Origin of the sequence: Sphingobacterium sp. LZ7M1 (genome assembly GCF_024296865.1) — a bacterium.
GTDB lineage: Bacteria > Bacteroidota > Bacteroidia > Sphingobacteriales > Sphingobacteriaceae > Sphingobacterium.
The window spans coordinates 1545793-1565272 of sequence record NZ_CP101134.1 but is presented as its reverse complement, the minus strand read 5'-3'; the positions used below and the strand labels follow the sequence as shown (position 1 = coordinate 1565272).

Annotated in this window: 18 protein-coding genes; 8 read left to right on the top strand and 10 right to left on the bottom strand. The window is 40.1% G+C overall.

Features of this window, described 5'->3' with window-relative positions; genetic code table 11:
* Positions 1-140 precede the first annotated feature (140 nt).
* From NMK93_RS06645 to NMK93_RS06620, 6 genes are all read left to right on the top strand, one after another.
* Positions 141-2006 carry a hypothetical protein gene (locus NMK93_RS06645; RefSeq protein ID WP_254528567.1) on the top strand — a complete coding sequence of 622 codons (1866 nt, stop codon included), beginning with the start codon at positions 141-143 and terminating at the stop codon, positions 2004-2006.
* Between the two features lie 99 nt (positions 2007-2105).
* On the top strand, positions 2106-3092 hold the full coding sequence (gene moaA / locus NMK93_RS06640; RefSeq protein ID WP_254528565.1) for a GTP 3',8-cyclase MoaA: 987 nt from the start codon (positions 2106-2108) through the stop codon (positions 3090-3092).
* Between the two features lies 1 nt (position 3093).
* Positions 3094-4293 (top strand): molybdopterin molybdotransferase MoeA, encoded by a 1200-nt coding sequence (locus tag NMK93_RS06635; RefSeq protein ID WP_254528563.1) that lies wholly within the window; start codon positions 3094-3096, stop codon positions 4291-4293.
* A 6-nt stretch (positions 4294-4299) separates the two neighbouring features.
* Positions 4300-4776, top strand: coding sequence for a cyclic pyranopterin monophosphate synthase MoaC (gene moaC, locus NMK93_RS06630; RefSeq protein ID WP_254528561.1), 477 nt, complete (start codon positions 4300-4302; stop codon positions 4774-4776).
* Complete coding sequence (locus NMK93_RS06625) at positions 4754-5371, top strand: NTP transferase domain-containing protein (RefSeq protein WP_254528559.1); 618 nt, start codon at positions 4754-4756, stop codon at positions 5369-5371. Before moaC ends, NMK93_RS06625 begins: the two co-directional genes overlap by 23 nt.
* A complete protein-coding gene (locus tag NMK93_RS06620) occupies positions 5372-6406 on the top strand; it encodes a HesA/MoeB/ThiF family protein (RefSeq protein WP_254528557.1) in 1035 nt (344 codons plus the stop codon).
* On the opposite strand, the gene NMK93_RS06615 is transcribed toward NMK93_RS06620, so the two are convergent.
* From NMK93_RS06615 to NMK93_RS06575, 9 genes are all read right to left on the bottom strand, one after another.
* On the bottom strand, positions 6407-7324 hold the full coding sequence (locus NMK93_RS06615) for a bestrophin family protein (RefSeq protein WP_254528555.1): 918 nt from the start codon (positions 7322-7324) through the stop codon (positions 6407-6409).
* A 146-nt stretch (positions 7325-7470) separates the two neighbouring features.
* Positions 7471-9864, bottom strand: coding sequence for an FdhF/YdeP family oxidoreductase (locus NMK93_RS06610; RefSeq protein WP_254528553.1), 2394 nt, complete (start codon positions 9862-9864; stop codon positions 7471-7473).
* 22 nt (positions 9865-9886) lie between these two features.
* Positions 9887-10237 (bottom strand): hypothetical protein, encoded by a 351-nt coding sequence (locus NMK93_RS06605; RefSeq protein WP_254528551.1) that lies wholly within the window; start codon positions 10235-10237, stop codon positions 9887-9889.
* Positions 10234-11115 (bottom strand): formate dehydrogenase accessory sulfurtransferase FdhD, encoded by an 882-nt coding sequence (gene fdhD, locus NMK93_RS06600; RefSeq protein ID WP_254528549.1) that lies wholly within the window; start codon positions 11113-11115, stop codon positions 10234-10236. Before fdhD ends, NMK93_RS06605 begins: the two co-directional genes overlap by 4 nt.
* 39 nt (positions 11116-11154) lie before the next feature.
* Positions 11155-11571 (bottom strand): molybdenum cofactor biosynthesis protein MoaE, encoded by a 417-nt coding sequence (locus NMK93_RS06595; RefSeq protein WP_254528547.1) that lies wholly within the window; start codon positions 11569-11571, stop codon positions 11155-11157.
* A 1-nt stretch (position 11572) separates the two neighbouring features.
* A complete protein-coding gene (locus tag NMK93_RS06590) occupies positions 11573-11815 on the bottom strand; it encodes a MoaD/ThiS family protein (RefSeq protein ID WP_254528545.1) in 243 nt (80 codons plus the stop codon).
* Between the two features lie 11 nt (positions 11816-11826).
* Positions 11827-12576 carry a sulfite exporter TauE/SafE family protein gene (locus NMK93_RS06585; protein WP_254528543.1) on the bottom strand — a complete coding sequence of 250 codons (750 nt, stop codon included), beginning with the start codon at positions 12574-12576 and terminating at the stop codon, positions 11827-11829.
* Between the two features lie 278 nt (positions 12577-12854).
* Positions 12855-13385, bottom strand: coding sequence for a GNAT family N-acetyltransferase (locus tag NMK93_RS06580; protein WP_254528541.1), 531 nt, complete (start codon positions 13383-13385; stop codon positions 12855-12857).
* 54 nt (positions 13386-13439) lie between these two features.
* Positions 13440-14417, bottom strand: a complete 978-nt coding sequence (locus NMK93_RS06575) for an alpha/beta hydrolase (RefSeq protein ID WP_254528539.1) — start codon at positions 14415-14417, stop codon at positions 13440-13442.
* Between the two features lie 207 nt (positions 14418-14624).
* Here NMK93_RS06575 and NMK93_RS06570 point away from each other — a divergent pair, with 207 nt between their 5' ends.
* Both NMK93_RS06570 and NMK93_RS06565 read left to right on the top strand, forming a co-directional pair.
* Positions 14625-17153 carry a DUF1549 domain-containing protein gene (locus NMK93_RS06570; protein ID WP_254528537.1) on the top strand — a complete coding sequence of 843 codons (2529 nt, stop codon included), beginning with the start codon at positions 14625-14627 and terminating at the stop codon, positions 17151-17153.
* A 14-nt stretch (positions 17154-17167) separates the two neighbouring features.
* Positions 17168-18589 carry a DUF1501 domain-containing protein gene (locus tag NMK93_RS06565; protein ID WP_254528535.1) on the top strand — a complete coding sequence of 474 codons (1422 nt, stop codon included), beginning with the start codon at positions 17168-17170 and terminating at the stop codon, positions 18587-18589.
* A 48-nt stretch (positions 18590-18637) separates the two neighbouring features.
* On the opposite strand, the gene NMK93_RS06560 is transcribed toward NMK93_RS06565, so the two are convergent.
* Positions 18638-19453 (bottom strand): family 16 glycosylhydrolase, encoded by an 816-nt coding sequence (locus tag NMK93_RS06560; protein WP_185217137.1) that lies wholly within the window; start codon positions 19451-19453, stop codon positions 18638-18640.
* Positions 19454-19480 lie beyond the last annotated feature (27 nt).

Below are 19480 nucleotides of genomic sequence, written 5' to 3'. Positions count from 1 at the left end.
AGGTATTTCCATCCATTATTTATTCCTGTAATTTAGAATAGGTTAAAATTCATTCTGCGTAGAGCAAACCAGCAACCAATTATTACTTTCTATTACACTAATGGCAATCAAATATTGCCGACACCTAATTATTCTTTGTTATGAAAAGCCTTCTCTATCTTTTCTTGATCATTCCAATACTTTCATTTGGACAGCATCCAGTGAAACCCAATATTCAACCCACTTATGCTGATGCAGTATATCTCGCCAAATTGGAAAATCTGGTCAAAACTAAACAAGTTGAAAACTTACGCTCCTTTTCTGAGGAAATAAAGACGGTCTTAGAAAGGTATAATATCAATGAAATAAACGCCGATCAAATACAAAACCCATTCCTGCAGGATTTACTAAATGCCATAAAGATTATACCTTCCGTGGACCAAGCGATTTCTCAGGATTCTTCTAAAGCTTTCACCGATATTGATGAGGATACTGATGTGCCAGGGAAAGCTAAGGATTTAGATCTTAAAGCTATTGCGTTAAGTACAGCTCCAGGATTTGGTTGGGAAGCAGCGGTAATCAATGGTCTTTCTACATTTATGGCGAATCGATTCAAACAGGAAGTCATTTATTATGGTTTAAATAAACTATTTGAACGGATCACAGATAAAGAAGAGGAAATATTCGATGCCTTACTCCCTGAAACTTACCAAGAAACCAAAAGGTTATATGGTCAAAAAAGTTATTACAGTGCAGATTTGATATTCCTAAGACAGGTCGTCGATAATGACCTTGGTAATATCCATAAAAGACTGGCCAGTGAAGCATATCGGGTTTTTCCAAGAATCCCTCCTCAAGGTGCGGACATCCTAAAAATTGCTGCCAATCTTCACGCTGACTTAGGTACTGGAATTTCACTCCCAGGTATATTTCAAAAATTGAACAGTGAAATCTACCATGATCAGGAAATTGCTAAAGCAGTCGCCATAAACCACCTATTATCCGAAGCCTTGCGAGATACAGTTGGAGGAACAAGTACTTGGATCAACATCAATCGACTAAATTTCTCTGACCCCAATAATAAGACCAAAAGATATTTTATCGGCCTCCTAAATGAACAATTTAAACCCTATTCCAATAATTATGACATCTACCAATTTGAGAACTCAATAAAACAATTACTGTTCTATTTTGATGAGCTAAATGCCGCAAGCCAGTTTATTGCCAAAAACAATTATTACCTCAATACCGAACAGGGTCTGACACTATTAGGTATGCTCCAATCCTCATTTTCAACATTCTTGAAATCAGGCACTGCAGAAGGTGTTTTCTATTTAAAAAAAGAATATCTCGCCTTCTTCTCAAATTATCAGGACTTCGCTTCCTCCTTGGTGCGACGAGATTATCAAAAAGCACTGGTGAGCATTTTAAGCCAAATGAGAGATTACCTACCTGTCGATAAAGAAAATAACTATAGAAGATCATTGATCTTTATGGTTCAACTTGCGGAAGTCGAAGCAGATAAAGACATGGAAAAACTATTGGAAGCCTATGCCCTACCCATTGGAGGCAGCTCCATCAAAAGAAATAGTAATTTTAACATCAGTTTGAATGGTTATGTCGGATTAACAGCAGGAAAAGAGGTTGCATATGGTTCTGAAAATCAAACAAAAACCAATATTGGACTTGCCGCTCCCATCGGCGTATCGGTCAGTTTTAAAAATTACATCACTTTCTTTGCGAGCATTATTGATCTAGGAACGTTAGTAAATGTTCGTTTGAACAATGACACTACTTTTTATTCAAACCTAAAATTTGAACATTTCCTTGCTCCAGGTGTAGGGTTCTATATAAATCACAAATCTTCTCCCCTAACCTTTGGGGTACATTATAATTATATACCAAGCCTAAGAACCATCAAGATCGGCAATGGAGAAGCTGCTATCACGGAAGAGCATATTTCTGTCTCCAGATTCAATGTTTCTGTATTGGTAGATATTCCATTGTACACACTTTTTAATAAATAAAATTAACCATAGTATATTTATTCCCACAATCTGTCCCCAAATTGCCTTAATTCCTATTAAAACATTAAGTATATTTGGTAGAGGACATCTATGAAGGATATGTTGAAGGATAAATTTGGGCGAACTATTAATTATTTACGGCTTGCTGTTGTTGACCGATGTAATCTACGTTGCACTTACTGTATGCCCGAAAATGGCCTTCCTTGGATCAAGCAAAATGAATTGATGACAGATGATGAAATAATCAGACTTTGCAACATCTTCACTCAACTTGGCGTAGATAAGATCCGTATTACCGGTGGTGAACCTTTTGTAAGGAAAAACTGCATGGAATTGATCCATAGAATTGCCCAAATTAACAAGCTCAACGAATTAAGCATCACAACCAATGGTATCTTGACCGAACCTTTTATTCCGCAGCTAAAAGCTGCTGGAATCAAATCTGTCAACCTTAGCATAGATACCTTAGACGAGAATAGATTCTTCAAAATTACCCGTAGAAATGAATTTTGGCAGGTCATGAAAACCATGGAAAGCCTGCTCTCGAACAATATTCAAGTAAAGATCAATTGCGTTGTAATGGACGGTCAAAATATTGAAGACATCATTCCATTGGTCAACTTGGGCAAGACCCTCCCAATTGCTGTCAGATTCATTGAAGAAATGCCTTTCAATGGTGATAATAAAGAGATTTCCCTAAAATGGAACCAGCATAATATATACCAACATATCCAAGAACACTTTGGAGAAATAAATAAACTACAAGACCCAATAAGTTCCACCTCCTACAATTATAAAATACCTGGATTTAAAGGGGAATTTGGAATCATAGCAGCTTATTCCCGTAGCTTCTGCGGGGATTGCAACCGAGGACGCATTAGCCCATTAGGGGTTCTGAAAACCTGTCTATATGAAGGTGGGGGAATAAACTTAAAAGATGAAATGCGATTGGGAAAAACAGATATGGAACTAAAAGATTTAATCATACAAAGTGTACAGCATAAACCTAAAGATGGTTGGGAAGCTGAAAAAATTAGTTTAGATCCCAATACTATTCATCAATCAATGGCAACAATTGGAGGATAAAATGGAAATGATTACCGTTGCGCAAGCTGAACAGATAATCCTTTCAGAAAAAAGGGATTTTGGAGTAGAATCGATCCTTCTGCTGGATGCTTTAGGAAGGGTACTCGCTGAAGACCTGACTGCGGATCGCGATTTACCTCCATTTGACCGAGCAACAGTTGATGGAATAGCAATCAATGCTAAAGCCCTCTCTGCTGGTGTTCAGAAGTTTAAAATCCAAGCTGTTCAAGCTGCTGGAGAACATCCTATTTCGATTGCATCCATAGACTCCTGTATTGAGATCATGACGGGAGCAGCCTTAGACCCTTCAATGGACAGTATTATCCGTTATGAAGATATAAGCATTGAGAATGGCTTTGCAGTCATCAATATTGAAGTTAAAAAAGGACAAAATATCCATGTAAAGGCTAAGGATAAAGCACAAGGTGAAGTCCTTGTGCAAGCCGGAAAAATTATTGAAGCAGCTATTATGGGAATTGCTGCATCTATCGGAAAAACTGAAGTCTTGGTAAAAAAACTACCCAGAATCGCCATTATTTCTACTGGTGACGAAATGGTATCCATTGATTCAGTTCCAAGCCCATATCAATTGAGACGGTCCAATGGCATCAGTATACAATCTGCATTGAAAAAATATCAGATTTCGGCGGATGCCTACCATCTCGACGATCATTTCGATGAAATCAAAGCAAAACTTGCTGAGTTCCTCGTTCATTACGATGTACTGGTCATGACTGGTGGCGTTTCGATGGGAAAATATGATTTTCTACCAAAAGTTTGCTCCGCATTAGGCGTAACACAACTCTTCCACAAAATCAAACAGCGACCTGGTAAACCTTTTTGGTTCGGAAAGGATAAAAACGATAAACTGCTATTTGCATTCCCAGGCAATCCAGTTTCTGTATTTATGTGCCTTAATCGCTATTTGATTCCCTGGTTGGAGGCTTCATTGAATATAGAAGTATCTACTCCACAGTTTGCTATCTTACAAAATGACATTCAGTTTTCAACTGCTTTGCAATATTTTGCTCAGGTAAAACTGAAGGTGAATAATTTGGGACAATTAACGGCAGTATCCGTGAACAGCAATGGTTCTGGAGACTTTTCACATCTCGCCGAAACTAATGCCTTTATAGAACTTCCCTTAGAAAAAAACAGTTTTTATAAGGGTGAAGTTTATCAAGTATGGACCTATAAATAGTATAGAATGACCGATTTTTCGCATATCAATAAAAACCAACAACCCAGCATCGTCAATGTCATGGATAAAAAGATAACTCAAAGACGTGCAACGGCCAAAGCAAGCATTGAACTTCCTCCAGTAGTTATGCAGAAACTGACCGAAGAGAACTTCAATACCGCTAAAGGTTCCATTATCCACACCGCTATTATTGCGGGAATTATGGCTGCTAAAAAGACTGGAGAACTTATTCCATTATGTCATCCCATTGGTCTGGAGAATTGTGAAGTTGAAATAAAATTCAACGGTAACAGTCTTGACATCTATGCCATAGCAGAGGTGGAAGCAAAAACTGGGGTTGAAATGGAGGCAATGACTGCGGTTTCCATTGCTGCATTGACCATTTATGATATGTGCAAAGCCCTCAGCCATGATATTATCATTCGAGAAATTAAACTGATTGAAAAAACAGGAGGAAAAAATGACTTCAAAAGGTCAGAATAAGGTAGCAGAAATCTATGGTCTGGTCCTCGCAGGAGGGAAAAGCCGTAGAATGGGAAAACCCAAAGATCTAATCCATTGGCATGGCAAGGAACAAAGATATTATGCTGCCGATCTGCTAGCAGAATTCTGTGATCAGGTCTTTATTTCCTGCCGTCAAGATCAAACCCAAGACTTTGACCCAAATTACCAGGCATTGACAGATACTTTTCTCAATATGGGCCCCTTTGGCGGTATCCTTTCAGCATTTCATGCCCATCGCGACAAAGCTTGGCTGGTTGTAGCTTGTGACCTGCCTTTGTTGGACAAAGACTCCCTAACCAAGCTAATGCAATCACGCGACTCTAATAAATTAGCGACAACCTATAAAAGCCCATTTGACGGCCTTCCAGAACCTTTGATAAGTATCTGGGAGCCAAAAAGCTATCCCTTACTGTTAAGCTTTCTAGCAAATGGCATTACCTGCCCTAGGAAAGTCCTGATCCATTCGGATTGCTTGATCTTAGACCCTATCAATCCTGATGCTTTAATGAATGTGAACAGTCCTGAGGATGCAGAAATAGCTGACAAAGCGCTTCAAGAACAAAAAAAAATATAGATGGAACCTAATTTCGAAAGATATCAATGTCAAATAGCTTTACCAGGATTTGGTAATACAGGGCAACAATTGCTCCAAAATGCCAAAGTTCTTATTGTCGGAATGGGCGGTTTGGGTTGCCCTGCAGCCCAATATCTTGCTGCCTCCGGTATTGGAACCTTAGGATTGGTTGATGATGATATCATTTCGCTATCCAATCTACACCGGCAAGTCTTATATGGACCACAAGATATCGATAATTGGAAAGTAGAAGTTGCAACAGAGCGACTTAAATTGCAGAACCCTGAGATCAATATTATCTCCTACCCAATCCGCTTGACCTCCAATAATATCATGGACCTGATCAAAGAATACGACTTGATCTTGGAAGGAACCGATAACCTAGAAAGCAAATGCCTCATCAATGACGCTTGTGTATTAGCTGGCAAACCATTGGTTTATGCTGCAATTTACCAATATGAAGGTCAAGTAAGTATATGGAATGTTAAACTTCAGGATGGAACCTATTCCACGAATTACAGGGATGTTTACCATGATATTGAAAACACAGTGGTGCCAAATTGTAGAGAAGGCGGTGTCATCCCCAGCTTAGCTGGAATTGTTGGTTGTATGCAAGCCAATGAAGCCATAAAATACCTTACTGGTATGCCGGATATTCTGGCTGGAAAATTATGGATCATGGATACATCAACAGGCAGATCAAGGATCATTAAACTAAAAAAATCGAATATTCAGATCAAGGCTTTACCGGAAAGCAATCCAACCATTACTTTAGAAGAATATAACCTCCATCCCGAAAAATTCGTCCTGTTCGATGTAAGAGAACCAGATGAGCACGAAGAATTTAATATTGGTGGCAAAAACCTTCCATTGAATGATTTGCATCAACACCTAAAGGAATTTGCAGCTATCGATTCTAAGGTGATTTTGTATTGTATGTCCGGAAAAAGAAGTAAAATAGCTGCCCGTATAATCAAGAAAGCTTTTCCAGACTTAAAAGTTTACTCCCTAAAAAACGGTCTATTAGACTTGTAGTTAGTCAATAATTTCTTGATACGGTTTTGGCCTCCTTGTATTCGGTAGCCCAACAAGCTCCTCAATGGTCTCTTCGATCATTTCACTCATGTTATTGAGTGCCAAATCATTCGCTTCCGCACCAAATGGTTCTTCAATTTCATCGGCTATGGCCTCAAATGCAACAAAAGTATAGGCAATAAATACCACGATTAATGGCATAAACCATCCCAATGAGTCCACTAAGCCAAATGGTAACATGGCGCAATAAATATAAACCGTCCGGTGAAGTAAGACGCTGTAACTATAGGGCAAAGGTGTCGAGATAATCCGCTCACAGCCCCCTAGAATATCGGAAAGCTTATCGAGGTTCTCATCCATTCTTGCCTGTTGAATGGAATCCATCCTCCCTTCCAACTTTGCTTGTTGCAGTTGCTCAGCCATGATCCGCATTATGCTGACTGGCTTATACATACTGGACATGACAAGCTCCAAGCTTTTTGGATCTAACCTTTTCTCCATATCCTCTCTTGGATCGGTCCCTCGAAGTTGATGCTTCAAAGCAAAGACAAAAGCACTGATCAAATGGATAAATCCAACCACGAAATTCTTGTTTTTCTCGCCATTATTTAAGGTCAAAATCTGCCTAACCAAAGAACGTGAAGTATTTAACAAGGCTCCCCATAATTTTCGGCCTTCCCAAAAACGTTCATAGCTAGCATTATTTCGGAAACCCAGAAATAGAGCCAAAACAAAACCAAATAAAGTCAATGGGGCTGGATTTAAGGGAACTTTAAAATCCAGAACGGTTCCATGGAAATAGGCAACCAAAACAGAAAAGACCAAAAGTAACAATAGTCTGGGCACCAATGCAGGTAATACCGAACCATGCCAAACAAAAAGCATCTTGAACCAATGCTCCTTCTTTCTAATAATCATATTATTTTAAATCTTAGCAGAATTAAATCAGCGTTCCAAATACAGGGAATCATTCATGCACTTTGATTTTGCTGGAATCTCACTTGCCAAAGGTAGGCTTAATCTGAGCTACTATACAATAAATTTCCTTTTAATATAATCCCCAATTATGGCCTTTGAATAGCACCTTGATACAACATTTGATCAACTTTTTTGTAAACTGCTGGATCGTGTGGCTTAATTTTGATTTTCACATATTTCGATGCTGGCATGTTACTCTCTTTAACCACGTTATTTACCGAAACAAGCACATTGGTCTCCGGAAAATAGGTTACCGTATTCTTTTCAGGAATCTGATATGAAACAATAATGAATAATGGTGCAACACGCTCTATTCCATCATCAAAATTATATAGATCCACTTTATCTCCAGCTTTGAAGCCAGCTTTATCAATATCCTTCTGGTTCATAAAAATAACCCTTCGCTCATTTTTGATGCCACGATACCGATCATCTAATCCATAAATTGTCGTATTGAATTGATCATGGGTCCTTGTCGTTGCCATCATATATTCATCATCAGCCAAGGTATTATCCGGAACCTCGGTTAAAGTAAATGGCGCCTTACCCTCTAATTTCTTCGAGAAATATTGTTTATCGCGTGCCTCATTAGGTAAATAAAAACCTCCTTTTTCACGAACGCGAACATTGTAATTATCAAAACCCGGAATACATTGTTCTATATCATCCCTGACCGCATCGTAGCTGTCATGATATCTTTTCCAATTTACCACGGAACGATCTCCTAAAGTCTCTATTGCCATTCTACATACGATCTGGGTCTCATTGATCAGATTATCCGAGACCGCATCCAACATTCCTTTCGACTGTTGAACAACCCCCATAGAGTTTTCAGTAGAAATAATCTGAAGCTCTCCATTCACTATATCTTTGTCGCTTCGACCATATGTTGGCAATATAATGGCTTCTTTTCCATGCACCAAATGCCCTCTATTGAGCTTGGTGGACACACAGACCAAAAGATTAAGCTTACGCAAGGCATTGGCCGTATATGTCGTATCAGGTGTAGCGGATAGAAAATTTCCGCCCATGCAGAACATAAATTTTATTTTTTCTTCATGCATAGCCTTAATGGCCCGCACCACATCATAGCCATGTTTTCTAGGTACCTGAAACCCATAGAAATTCTCAATTCTATCCAACTGTTCATTTGATGGTTTTTCATCAATTAACATTGTCCTATTTCCTTGCACATTACTGTGTCCGCGTACGGGACAAACACCAGCTCCTGGAATACCGATGCTTCCTTTCAACAACAGGATATTCAGGATCTCACGAATCATATCTACCCCATTAGGTTGTTGGGTCAGCCCCATTCCCCAGCTGATAATAATGCGTTTCTTGAAGGCAATCATTGCTGCGGCCTCATAGATCAGGTCCTTGTCGACAGCAGCTTCTTTAGCTAGCTCATCCAGATCAAGATCATTGAACTGTTGCAGGAACTCATTAAATCCAACCGTCTTATTTTCAATAAATTGTTCATCAAACACCGAACCTGGATTCTTCTTTTCAAAATCTATCAAGAGCATTTCGATGGCCTTTAGGAGAGCCATATCACCATTGATCTTAACAGGTAAATAAAGATCAGCAAGCTTAACACCACCTTCCAAAACGCCAAGCACACTTTGCGGATCAACAAAACCCATCAGACCGGCTTCAGGTAAAGGATTGATGGCAATGATCTTAGCTCCATTCTTTTTCCCTTTGGCAAGGGCACTCATCATTCGAGGTGCATTCGTCCCAGGGTTTTGACCGATGATGACTATAACATCTGTATCATAAAAATCCTCTAAGGTCACTGTCCCTTTCCCAATTCCGATAGTAGGTCTTAAGGCCGAACCCGAAGTTTCATGGCACATATTGGAACAGTCAGGCATATTATTGGTCCCGAATTCCTTGGCAAATAATTGGTAGACAAAGGAAGCCTCGTTACTCGTTCTTCCAGAAGTATAAAATGCTGCTTGATCGGGTGATTCCAGTGCATTTAAATGGGATGCAATCTTTTTAAAAGCATCATTCCAGCTGATGGGTTGATAATGAGTTGCCCCTTCTGGTAAATACATCGGATCGGTTAACCTGCCCATCTTCCCTATTTGGTAATCATCCAATTTGGCTAGATCAGCAACTGAATTTTCCTTAAAAAACTGTGGCGTAACACGCTTACTCGTGGCTTCTTCTGCCACTGCTTTTGCTCCATTCTCACAGTATTCACCAAGCACCGAACGTTCATCATCTGGATCAGGCCAGGCACAGCTCGGACAGTCAAAACCTTCCATCTGATTTACCTTGAATAAGGCTCGACCAGCACGGACTACGGCTTTCTCCTCAAATAAATCACTGAATACTGCCAAAACCGCCGGAATACCAGCCGCTTTTTTCTCAACTGGAGTCAATTTTAAATCCAATAACCTAAAGGGATTTTCCGCACTTGGTTCTGATTTAATTTCTTGCTCAATCAATTTTTTATCTCGTTCTTCCATAGCCATGTGATTTTCAAGTGGGTTAACACTTCATATTAGGGTTTGGATAATTATCGCTTTGGTCTTCCAAAGTATTGTCCAAACACACAAAATCCTTTTCTAATAACAACTTTACTTTTCCCGTAAGGCCCTCAAATCCTACGACATCCGTCGAATACATTTGTTCAAGCAGATTAGCAGGGATTTTCAAGGTGATTTTATTTTCTACAAACTCTACGGATAATTCCGGCACATCCGCTCTTTCCACAGCATAAACAAATGCTTGTTCCAAGAATTCCGTCCTACTTGAAATATTCCCATCTTGGTATAGTGCATTAACTTCCGATTGTGTCAAACGAATCCGTACAGAATTATCTTTTATCCTAATTTTCATGATAAATTATTAATAGTCAAATTTGCTCCCTGATGATAGATATTAAACCTATTTTTACCTAGGAAACCCAACAAACTAACATCAAACTCTTTAGCGAGCTTGATCGCAAGACTGGATGGTGCACCAATAGCTGCAATAAAGGAAATACCCGCCATCGCAGCTTTTTGAACCAATTCAAAACTGGCCCGACCACTCAAGACCAAAATCCTATTCCTTAATGGCAATTGATTTTCCAAAAGGAAATAACCAATCAGTTTATCCAAAGCATTATGCCTACCTACATCTTCTCTAAGCCCTAATAGATTAGCTTCTAAGTCGAAAATGCCAGAAGCATGTATACCTCCTGTTGAACTGAAATTATCCTGAAAGACCCTAAGCTTTTCAGATAATTGGTATAATACCTCCAGATCGATTTTCAGCTCTTCCTTTTCCATCTCTTGAAAAGAACTAACCGTCCGGATTGACTCAATGGAACCCTTTCCACATACCCCACAACTTGAGGTCGTATAAAAGTTTCTATCCACATTCATTAATTCCGGCGTAAACCCTGATACAAGTTCAACAACAATACTGTTCTCATTGTTTCTGGAACAATCAGTTTTAGCATGTTCAATGTGTTTGATTTGGCCAAGCTCAGAAATAATCCCTTCGGTAAACAAGAACCCTGCAGCAAGTTCCATATCATTTCCTGGAGTCCGCATGGTAACAGAAAGATTCTTGATTTTCTTTTCAGAATCATTCCCATACCGAACCTTGATTTCTAATGGTTCCTCCACCGAAACTTCATCCATCATGGCATGACTGCTGTTTTCCTTGACCTTTATGATATCAAGTTTCTCTATGGAATTGTTTTTCAAGGCTTCTTCCTTCATCAGCATACAATCTTATCTATTAAATATACTAAATATATCCGCTACCTATGGATGCGCAGATACCCATTCTTCCCCATTTTCAAAGACTTCCTTTTTCCAAATGGGCACCGTTTTTTTTAAGGTATCTATAATGAATCGGCAAGCATCAAAAACTGAATCCCGATGCCCATCGTTGACTACAATGATCACTGCAACATCTCCAGGATATAAAATCCCGACCCGATGTTGGATAACTACGTTCCTTACTGCAAATCTGGAAATGGCTTCCTCGGCTATCTTTCGCATTTCTTTTAGCGCCATGGCTTCATAACATTCAAATTCTAGTCGAATGACTGGTTTCCCCTTGGTATTGTTTCGCACAGAACCAATAAATGAAGCTGCCCCGCCACTCTCCAGATCCTTGGAAATTGCCAAACAATGAACAATATCAAGTACGTCTGCTGATATCTTAATTTCTACCATCTTAGCCTCCACTTACTGGTGGAATCAATGCGATTTCATCTCCACTGTTAATTATCTGCGTATCCTCTGCATATTCCTCATTAATAGCAAACATATAAGATTTAAGTTTTGTCAATGGAGGATACTTCCCCTCTATTAAAACCCTTAAACCTCTGACATCTAGCGCATCATGCACTTCCAAGTGAATCTCCGATGAGCCAAAAATTTCTTTTGCTATCCCAAAACCCAACACTGTAATCTTCATTTTTATTTCTGCTACCAATATTTTATCAAAACATTTATTCCAGCGATTAATACAAGAACTGCTGTCATTCTTTTTACAATCAAAGGATTCCATTTGATGCACATCCTCGATCCTATCTGTCCTCCTAGCAATACCGAAAGACATAAAATCCCGATCCTTGAAAAGTTCATCTCGACTGTTAATTTTGAGAACTGACCAGCAATTCCAGATATGGAATTTATCAAAATAAACACACTTGAGGTTGCCGCAATTTTCTTGGCGGTATCCCATTTAATCAAATTGAGGAGGGGTGATAAAAATATTCCTCCACCAATTCCGACCAAACCAGACAAAAACCCTATTCCGCCTCCTAATAAACTGTTTTGAACTACACCTGTCTTGCCCTGGTCTGTCCGCTCTGCTTCAGGTCTATTCCCTGTCTGGAGCCATAATAAAATTGCTGCTATCACTAAAGTAATTCCCAAAATCATAAAAAATGTTTCTTGGCTTAATTTCATGATAGCTCCTAAATAGGCCATCGGAACACTGATCAATGTTAATGGCAAAATTTTTCGCCAATCAACTTGATTATTTCTGATATAAATGATCACTCCACCTACAACCACGATTACATTGCATATCAGCGCAGTAAGCCTGATTTCCTGATACGGCAAACTGTACATGGCCAAAACCGCCAAATAACTTGAGCCTCCACCAAAGCCAACTGACGAATACACAAAAGCAATCATCAGAAAGATCAGTACGAGTTCCCAATGCTCCATCTTAAACTAGTTTATTAAAAGTTTTAATTGTTGAATGATAAAACCTAATGGTTTTTAGTCCATTCAATTTAATAAACTTTTATGGGATTCTATCCATAATTTAGGCTGAGCTTTAGTATATCCAAAACTGATAATATGAATTTTTTAAAATTGATGGAAATATCTGAATTTCGTTCCGACCTCATTCGAGACACATTCGGAAAATTCGAACTGGATAAAATTATTCTCGAATATGTCTCGAATGAATCTCGAACCAGGTTAAAATAATAACTCCTTTTTTAACCAAATTCTGCAGGATAAACCACGGTCCCATTTATATGCTTTAATGTTCCCTCGCTTAGCTCAATTACAAAGCAATTCTCATCAGGTACGTCAAAAGGCAATCTTATTCCAAATTCTTTGGCCAGCCGATATCCAAACCTAGGGTAATAATCTGCATGCCCTAAAATAACGATGGAACCATATCCTAGTTCTTTGGCTTTTTCATGGGCAGCATGCATCAATGCTCCAGCAATACCTTGTCCCTGATAAGCGGGCAATACTGCAATAGGAGCCAAAGCCAAAGAAATAAAACTTTGGTTTTGGCTGTTTATGATGTTGATTTCTGTTAACAGGACATAACCTACAATCTTCCCTTCCTTTTCAGCAACGATGGAGAGTTCTTCCCTAAACGAAGCAGATTGCCTTAATCGATCTACCAAATACTGTTCTTGATGATCGCTCATGGCTTCTTCATGGAATGCTTTCTCTATTAAATCAAAAACGAATGGATAATCATTTTCCTCTTCTTTTCTAATTTTCAGATCCATATAATTAATCAGTTAATGATTCATTCAAGATATTGAATTTCACCAAAAATTCCACTAACCAAATAAAGCTTTCTTAAGACCTAAGGCAGCCTGTTCTGTTGAAAATTTAACGGCTTCAATATGATCCAAAGGATTTAACAAGCCATAATCATGGATAAAGCCATTGTAGGTCTGGATGGTTGTAGGCACACCCGCTTCATCCAGTTTTCTGGCATAGGCCAAGCCTTCATCATATAGAATGTCATTTTCAGCCAATTGAACCAATGCAGGAGGTAATCCTTTTAATTCATCGATGCTGGCATTGAAAGGTGTGGCGTAATATTCCTTCCTTTTGCTTTCATCCGGCAGGTAATTATCCCACATCCATTTCATCATATTGGAAGTAAGGAATCTTCCTTCTGCATATTTTTTCCAAGAGTCGCGGTTAAAGTCTGCGTCGGTCACTGGCCATAAGAGCAATTGAAACTTGATCTTTGGTCCCCCTTTGTCCTTTGCCATCAAACAGGTAACTGCGGTCATATTCCCGCCAACACTATTTCCTGCAATAGCTAAATTCGAACCATCAACCCCTATTTCATCGCCATTCTCGGAAACCCATTTTGTAGCTGCGTAAATTTCATTGATGGCGACAGGATATTTCGCTTCAGGTGAAGGTGTGTAGTCCACAAATACGGCCGCGGCCCCAGAATTGATCACCAAATCACGAACCAGACGCTTATGGGTTGGGTAATCACCCAATATCCAGCCACCACCATGAATAAAAATAAAAACTGGCAGCTTTTGATCTTTGCTTTGCTCAGGTTTTACGATATGTATATTGACGGTGATACCATCTTGGGTAATTTCTCTTTCAGACTCCGATATACCTGAATAATCAACTTTCACTGACTTTTGGGCGTCTACCAAAACTTGACGGGCATCCTTTGGAGAAAGGGTCTCCAATGGTTCGCCCCCGCTATTGTTGAGGCCATCTAAAAATTCACGGATTTGAACTATGATTTGTGGATCTTTTTCTGCTTTTTTTTCTGACATAGTAATAGTGTTATGATTTATAAAATAAGGTCACGATAGAACCTTCGTAACAATTAGATTATAGAAATAACAAATAAACCAGCAAACTGTTGGACAAAGCTGCTAATTACTGATTTCCATAGATTTAATGCCATGATGGTGCAGGATGGTCCTTGCCAATTATTTATTAACTTTAGTTAAACACTGGTCATCAATAAAGGACCAATCATGTATAAACCGAATTGTCAAAAGATTTTTTATTCCTATAAATCCGCATTCCTTGTTGTGGGTTTTATGCTCTTGTTTTTTGTTTTATCGGCCCAAGAAGTTGCTGTTGAAACTATCGAAAAAAACAAGGTTGAAGCGGATCCATGGTGGGGATGGGTATTTTTAGGAAGACTCCATCCTATGCTGGTCCACTTTCCGGTAGCCTTGATATTGGTTGCTGGCTTTATGGAGCTGGCCAAACTCCGCACCTTTCATTCAAACCTTCGGACAGGAACCAATTGGCTGATATTTATTGGAGCAATTTCTGCAGTAGTAGCCGCAGGCTTAGGTTTATTTCTCGCCAATACAGGCAGTTATTCTGGAGAGACCTTTGAATGGCATCAATGGTCGGGCATCAGTACCGCCGTTTTTGGAACCATTACGGCCATTGTTCTCCTGCAGATCATAAAGCAAGGTAAAAATAGCCTGATTCCTATTTATCGCACCTCACTCCTTTTAACGGTCTTAAGCATTTTTATGGCGGGACATTTTGGAGGATCATTGACCCATGGCCAAGATTATCTATTGAGCAACACTCCATGGGCTCCCCAAGATGAAAACCTGGGTGAAATTGCCGGCGGCGTATCATCTGCGGATTTTGATTTTGCCTCCTTTTCCACGGATTCCGATAGTTTAACCACAGAACAGCAGGTCAATCTTAACCTGGCTGTCCGAACGATATTTGCCCACCATTGTTTTCAATGTCACGGCAGTGATAAAACCGAAGGTGAACTACGTCTTGACCAAAAAGAAATGGTTTTTAAAGGTGGTGAATCGGGAATAGTCATTCAACCTGGGGATTCTGAACATAGCGAGTTGCTACGCAGGGTCTCTCTGCCTCCCGGCCATAAAGAAGCTATGCCGGGAAAAGGAAAACCCTTAGGTGAAAAGGACATCGCCATTATCAAATTATGGATTGACAAAGGAGCCCCTTGGCCAGATAATATCAAAGGAATCTTCCCGAATGCGCCATTAGCACCTCGAAAACCAGCATTGCCTCCAGTAGTTGCCGGAATGGAAAACCCTATTGATCGTCTGGTGAATGCCTACTTTGAGAAAAAAGGAATTCAATGGCAGAAACCTGTGGACGATCGAACCTATATCCGTCGGGTTTATTTCGATCTGATTGGCTTGCCACCTACGGATCAAGAAATCAAGAATTTCATCACCGATGACAATACCGATAAAAGAGAAAAACTGGTCACTAGTCTTCTTTCCAAGGATCGGGAATATGCAACGCATTGGACTACCTTCTGGAATGATCTATTACGAAATGACTATTCCGGTACAGGCTATATCACTGGAGGAAGATTCAATATATCAGATTGGTTATTTAAATCCTTGCAATCCAATAAGCCCTATAAACAATTTGCCATGGAATTATTGGATCCTACGGAGGAATCCAAGGGCTTTATTAAGGGTATTGCTTGGAGAGGTGCAGTAAACAGCAGTCAAACTACCGCTATGCAGGCTGCCCAGAATGTTTCGCAAGCCTTATTGGGTGTAAACCTGAAATGTGCTTCATGCCATGACAGCTTTGTTAGTGATTGGAAGTTAGACGATGCCTACGCCTTTGCCAATATATTTTCGGAAGAACAGTTAGAAATCAATCGCTGTGATATTCCCACCGGAAAAATGGCCGATACAAGGATGCTCTGGCCGGAATTGGGAACGATCAACAAAACAGGCAGTGTGGCAGAAAGGTCCAAGGAATTGAGCCAATACTTGACCCAACCCGAAAATGGCAGACTATACCGGACCTTAGTGAATCGGATCTGGGCGCAATTAATGGGCAGAGGAATCGTTTCGCCAACGGATGAAATGGATAAGAAGCCTTGGAGTGCCGATTTATTGGATTGGATGGCGGTAAATTTTGTCGAGGAAGGCTATGACATCAAAAAGCTGCTCTACCTCATCACAACTTCAAAAACCTATCAATTACCTTCCATAGGGCTGGAAGACCAAAGTACTATCAATGCTCCAGATTTTGTCTTTAAAGGGATTTTAAAAAAGAAACTCACCGCTGAACAATTTTCAGATGCCCTGAGCACATTGGTTTCACCTGTATATACCGTGGAAGCATTGAAATATAATCCGCTTGCTGATCCCAAAGCCTACATGGATGCCTCCAGCTTTGTAAGAGCGGCCTTGGTCCAAAACGACCCATTCTTAACGGCTTTAGGACGACCAAGCAGGGAAAACGTAATCAGCGTGCGTGAAGGCCATGTGACCTTATTACAAGCCATGGAATTAACAAATGGCACAAAATTAAACGAAACCTTGATCCATGGCGCCAAGAAATGGGTGGCACAGTATAAAGATCCGAATGAACTGATCCAAGCTATTTACGGGCAAACTTTAGGTAGGAAGCCAAGTACCGATGAACTCAAGATTGCCAATACCCTATTTGAGGAAAAACTGGAAGAGGGATCGGTTCAGGAGCTACTTTGGGCGATCGTATTACTTCCGGAATTTCAATTTATTGAATAATAAATCTATAGATCATGAAACTGAATTATAACAGAAGGGATTTTTTGCGTACTGCCGGTGTTGGGACCTTGGCAGCTTTGGCTGCTGGCTCTCCCCTTTCTGCATTATTATCCTCCTGTTCAGGCAATATGACAGGAACTGCTGATTCGGTAATTCTTTTATGGATGGCAGGAGGAATGGCACATACCGAAACTTTTGACCCAAAGCGATATACCCCATATGAAAAGGGACTTGACTCCAATAAGGTTTTGAGCACGTTTAAATCTATCCCCACTGCATTGGATGGAATTGAATTTTCTGAAGGCTTGGAGTCAATTGCTGCCATGATGGATAAAGGAACCCTGATACGTTCATACATGGCTGCAGATTTAGGTCATATCCTGCATTCTAGGCATCAATATCATTGGCATACCTGCTATGAACCACCCCAAACGGTTGCTGCACCACATATAGGTTCTTGGATCGCCCAGGAATTGGGGCCGAAAAACCCCGTAATACCCGCCTTTATCAATATAGGGCAACGTATGACCGTAGGAGAAGCCGAGGAGCTAAAAGCTTTTCATACGGCCGGAATATTGGGCAGTGAATTTGGTCCTTTTATGATTCCTGATCCTTCATCTGGTCTAGATTCTGTAAAACCACCCGCGGGCATGTCATTCAGTAGGTTCGAACGCCGCAACCAATTGTACAATGAACTCTTAGGGAAAAACGCTATCGGAGACCTTGGCAGTGATTACCAAAAGGAATCCTTCAAGCGGTCCATGGAGCAGGCCTACAGGCTGCTTAAATCTCCGGAGGCAAAGGCCTTCGACCTATCTGAGGAGCCTAAAGAAACGTACGATATCTATAACACGGGTAAATTTGGATTAGGCTGCCTGATGGCTCGCAGATTGGTGGAACAAGGTGCCCGTTTTATTTCGGTGACCAGTGAATATGAACCTTTTATGGGCTGGGATACCCATGAAAATGGTCATACCAGAGCCAAGGACATGAAGAAACTGATTGACGCTCCAATCGCTCAATTATTGAAAGATTTGGATCGTTCGGGACATTTAGACCGTACCTTGGTGATAATTGCCAGTGAATTCAGTCGCGACATGGTGATGGAAGGAAGACCAGGTGCAGAGGTTTTGCATCAAGTTGACCAGCCGGATATCATCAACGACATTAAGAATTATGGAATGCACAGGCATTTTACGGATGGGAGTTCCATCCTCATGTTCGGCGGAGGTGTCAAAAAAGGTTTTGTTTATGGCAAAACAGCAGATGAAAGGCCTTGCAAAACGATTGAAAAACCTATTCGTATTGAAAGGATCCATCAATCCATTTACCATGCTCTTGGAATTGATCCGCAAAAAAATGTGGTGGTCGAAGGAAGACCTTTCTACACTACACCTGACGGTGTACACAAAGCTGAATTAGAACTATTTATATAATAAAAAGCCATGATATAAAATTATCATGGCCTATTTTATTGGGTTCACCTAACGTTGATAAACCCTGACATAATCGATGACAAAATGATGTGGGAATAACTTATCATCTATTCCTTTCTGCCCACCAAGTCCCCCGCCTATAGCTAAATTGAGTAGCAAGTGAAATTTTTGGTCAAATGGCCATTCAGCTGCTGTTTTTCCTTCATTCTTAAAAGTGAAATAGAGTTTCTTATCAGCAAAGATCTTGATTTCATTGGCATCCCATTCCAAAACATAGGTATGAAACTTTTTATGAGCATCGGGCAGGAAGGTGGATTTTCCTTTGTGGGTTCCAATGACATGGTTATAGCTTTCTGTATGGACGGTTCCCAATACTGAATCAGGATGTGAGCCTACATATTCCATTATATCGATTTCACCACTCTTTGGCCAGCCTCCATAGGTGTCTGCTGAGGGCATCATCCAGATAGCAGGCCAAGTACCACGTCCGGTAGGAACCTTTGCCCTAATAACAAAACGTCCATACTTCCAATCCCCTTTATGTAAGGAGCGCAATCTCGCTGAGCTATATTTCTTATTATCAATTTCCTCACGCTTCGCTGTAATGGTCAAGAATCCATTCTTGACATACGCATTTGACGAGTCCTTATCAGTATAATGCTGTGCTTCATTGTTACCCCAGTTATATGCATTTCCCTTGGTATCAAAACTCCATTTTGTGGAGTCCGGCAGCCCTTCATAATCGAACTCGTCTTGCCAGACTAATTTCCACTTCTTGCTCTTCTTTTCCATTTGCTGAGAAAAAGCATTACTGCTTAAAATGGAAAAAAGGAGTAACAGGGTAATATTCAGAAAGTTTTTCATAACGCTTTGTGTTGATATAACAAACAT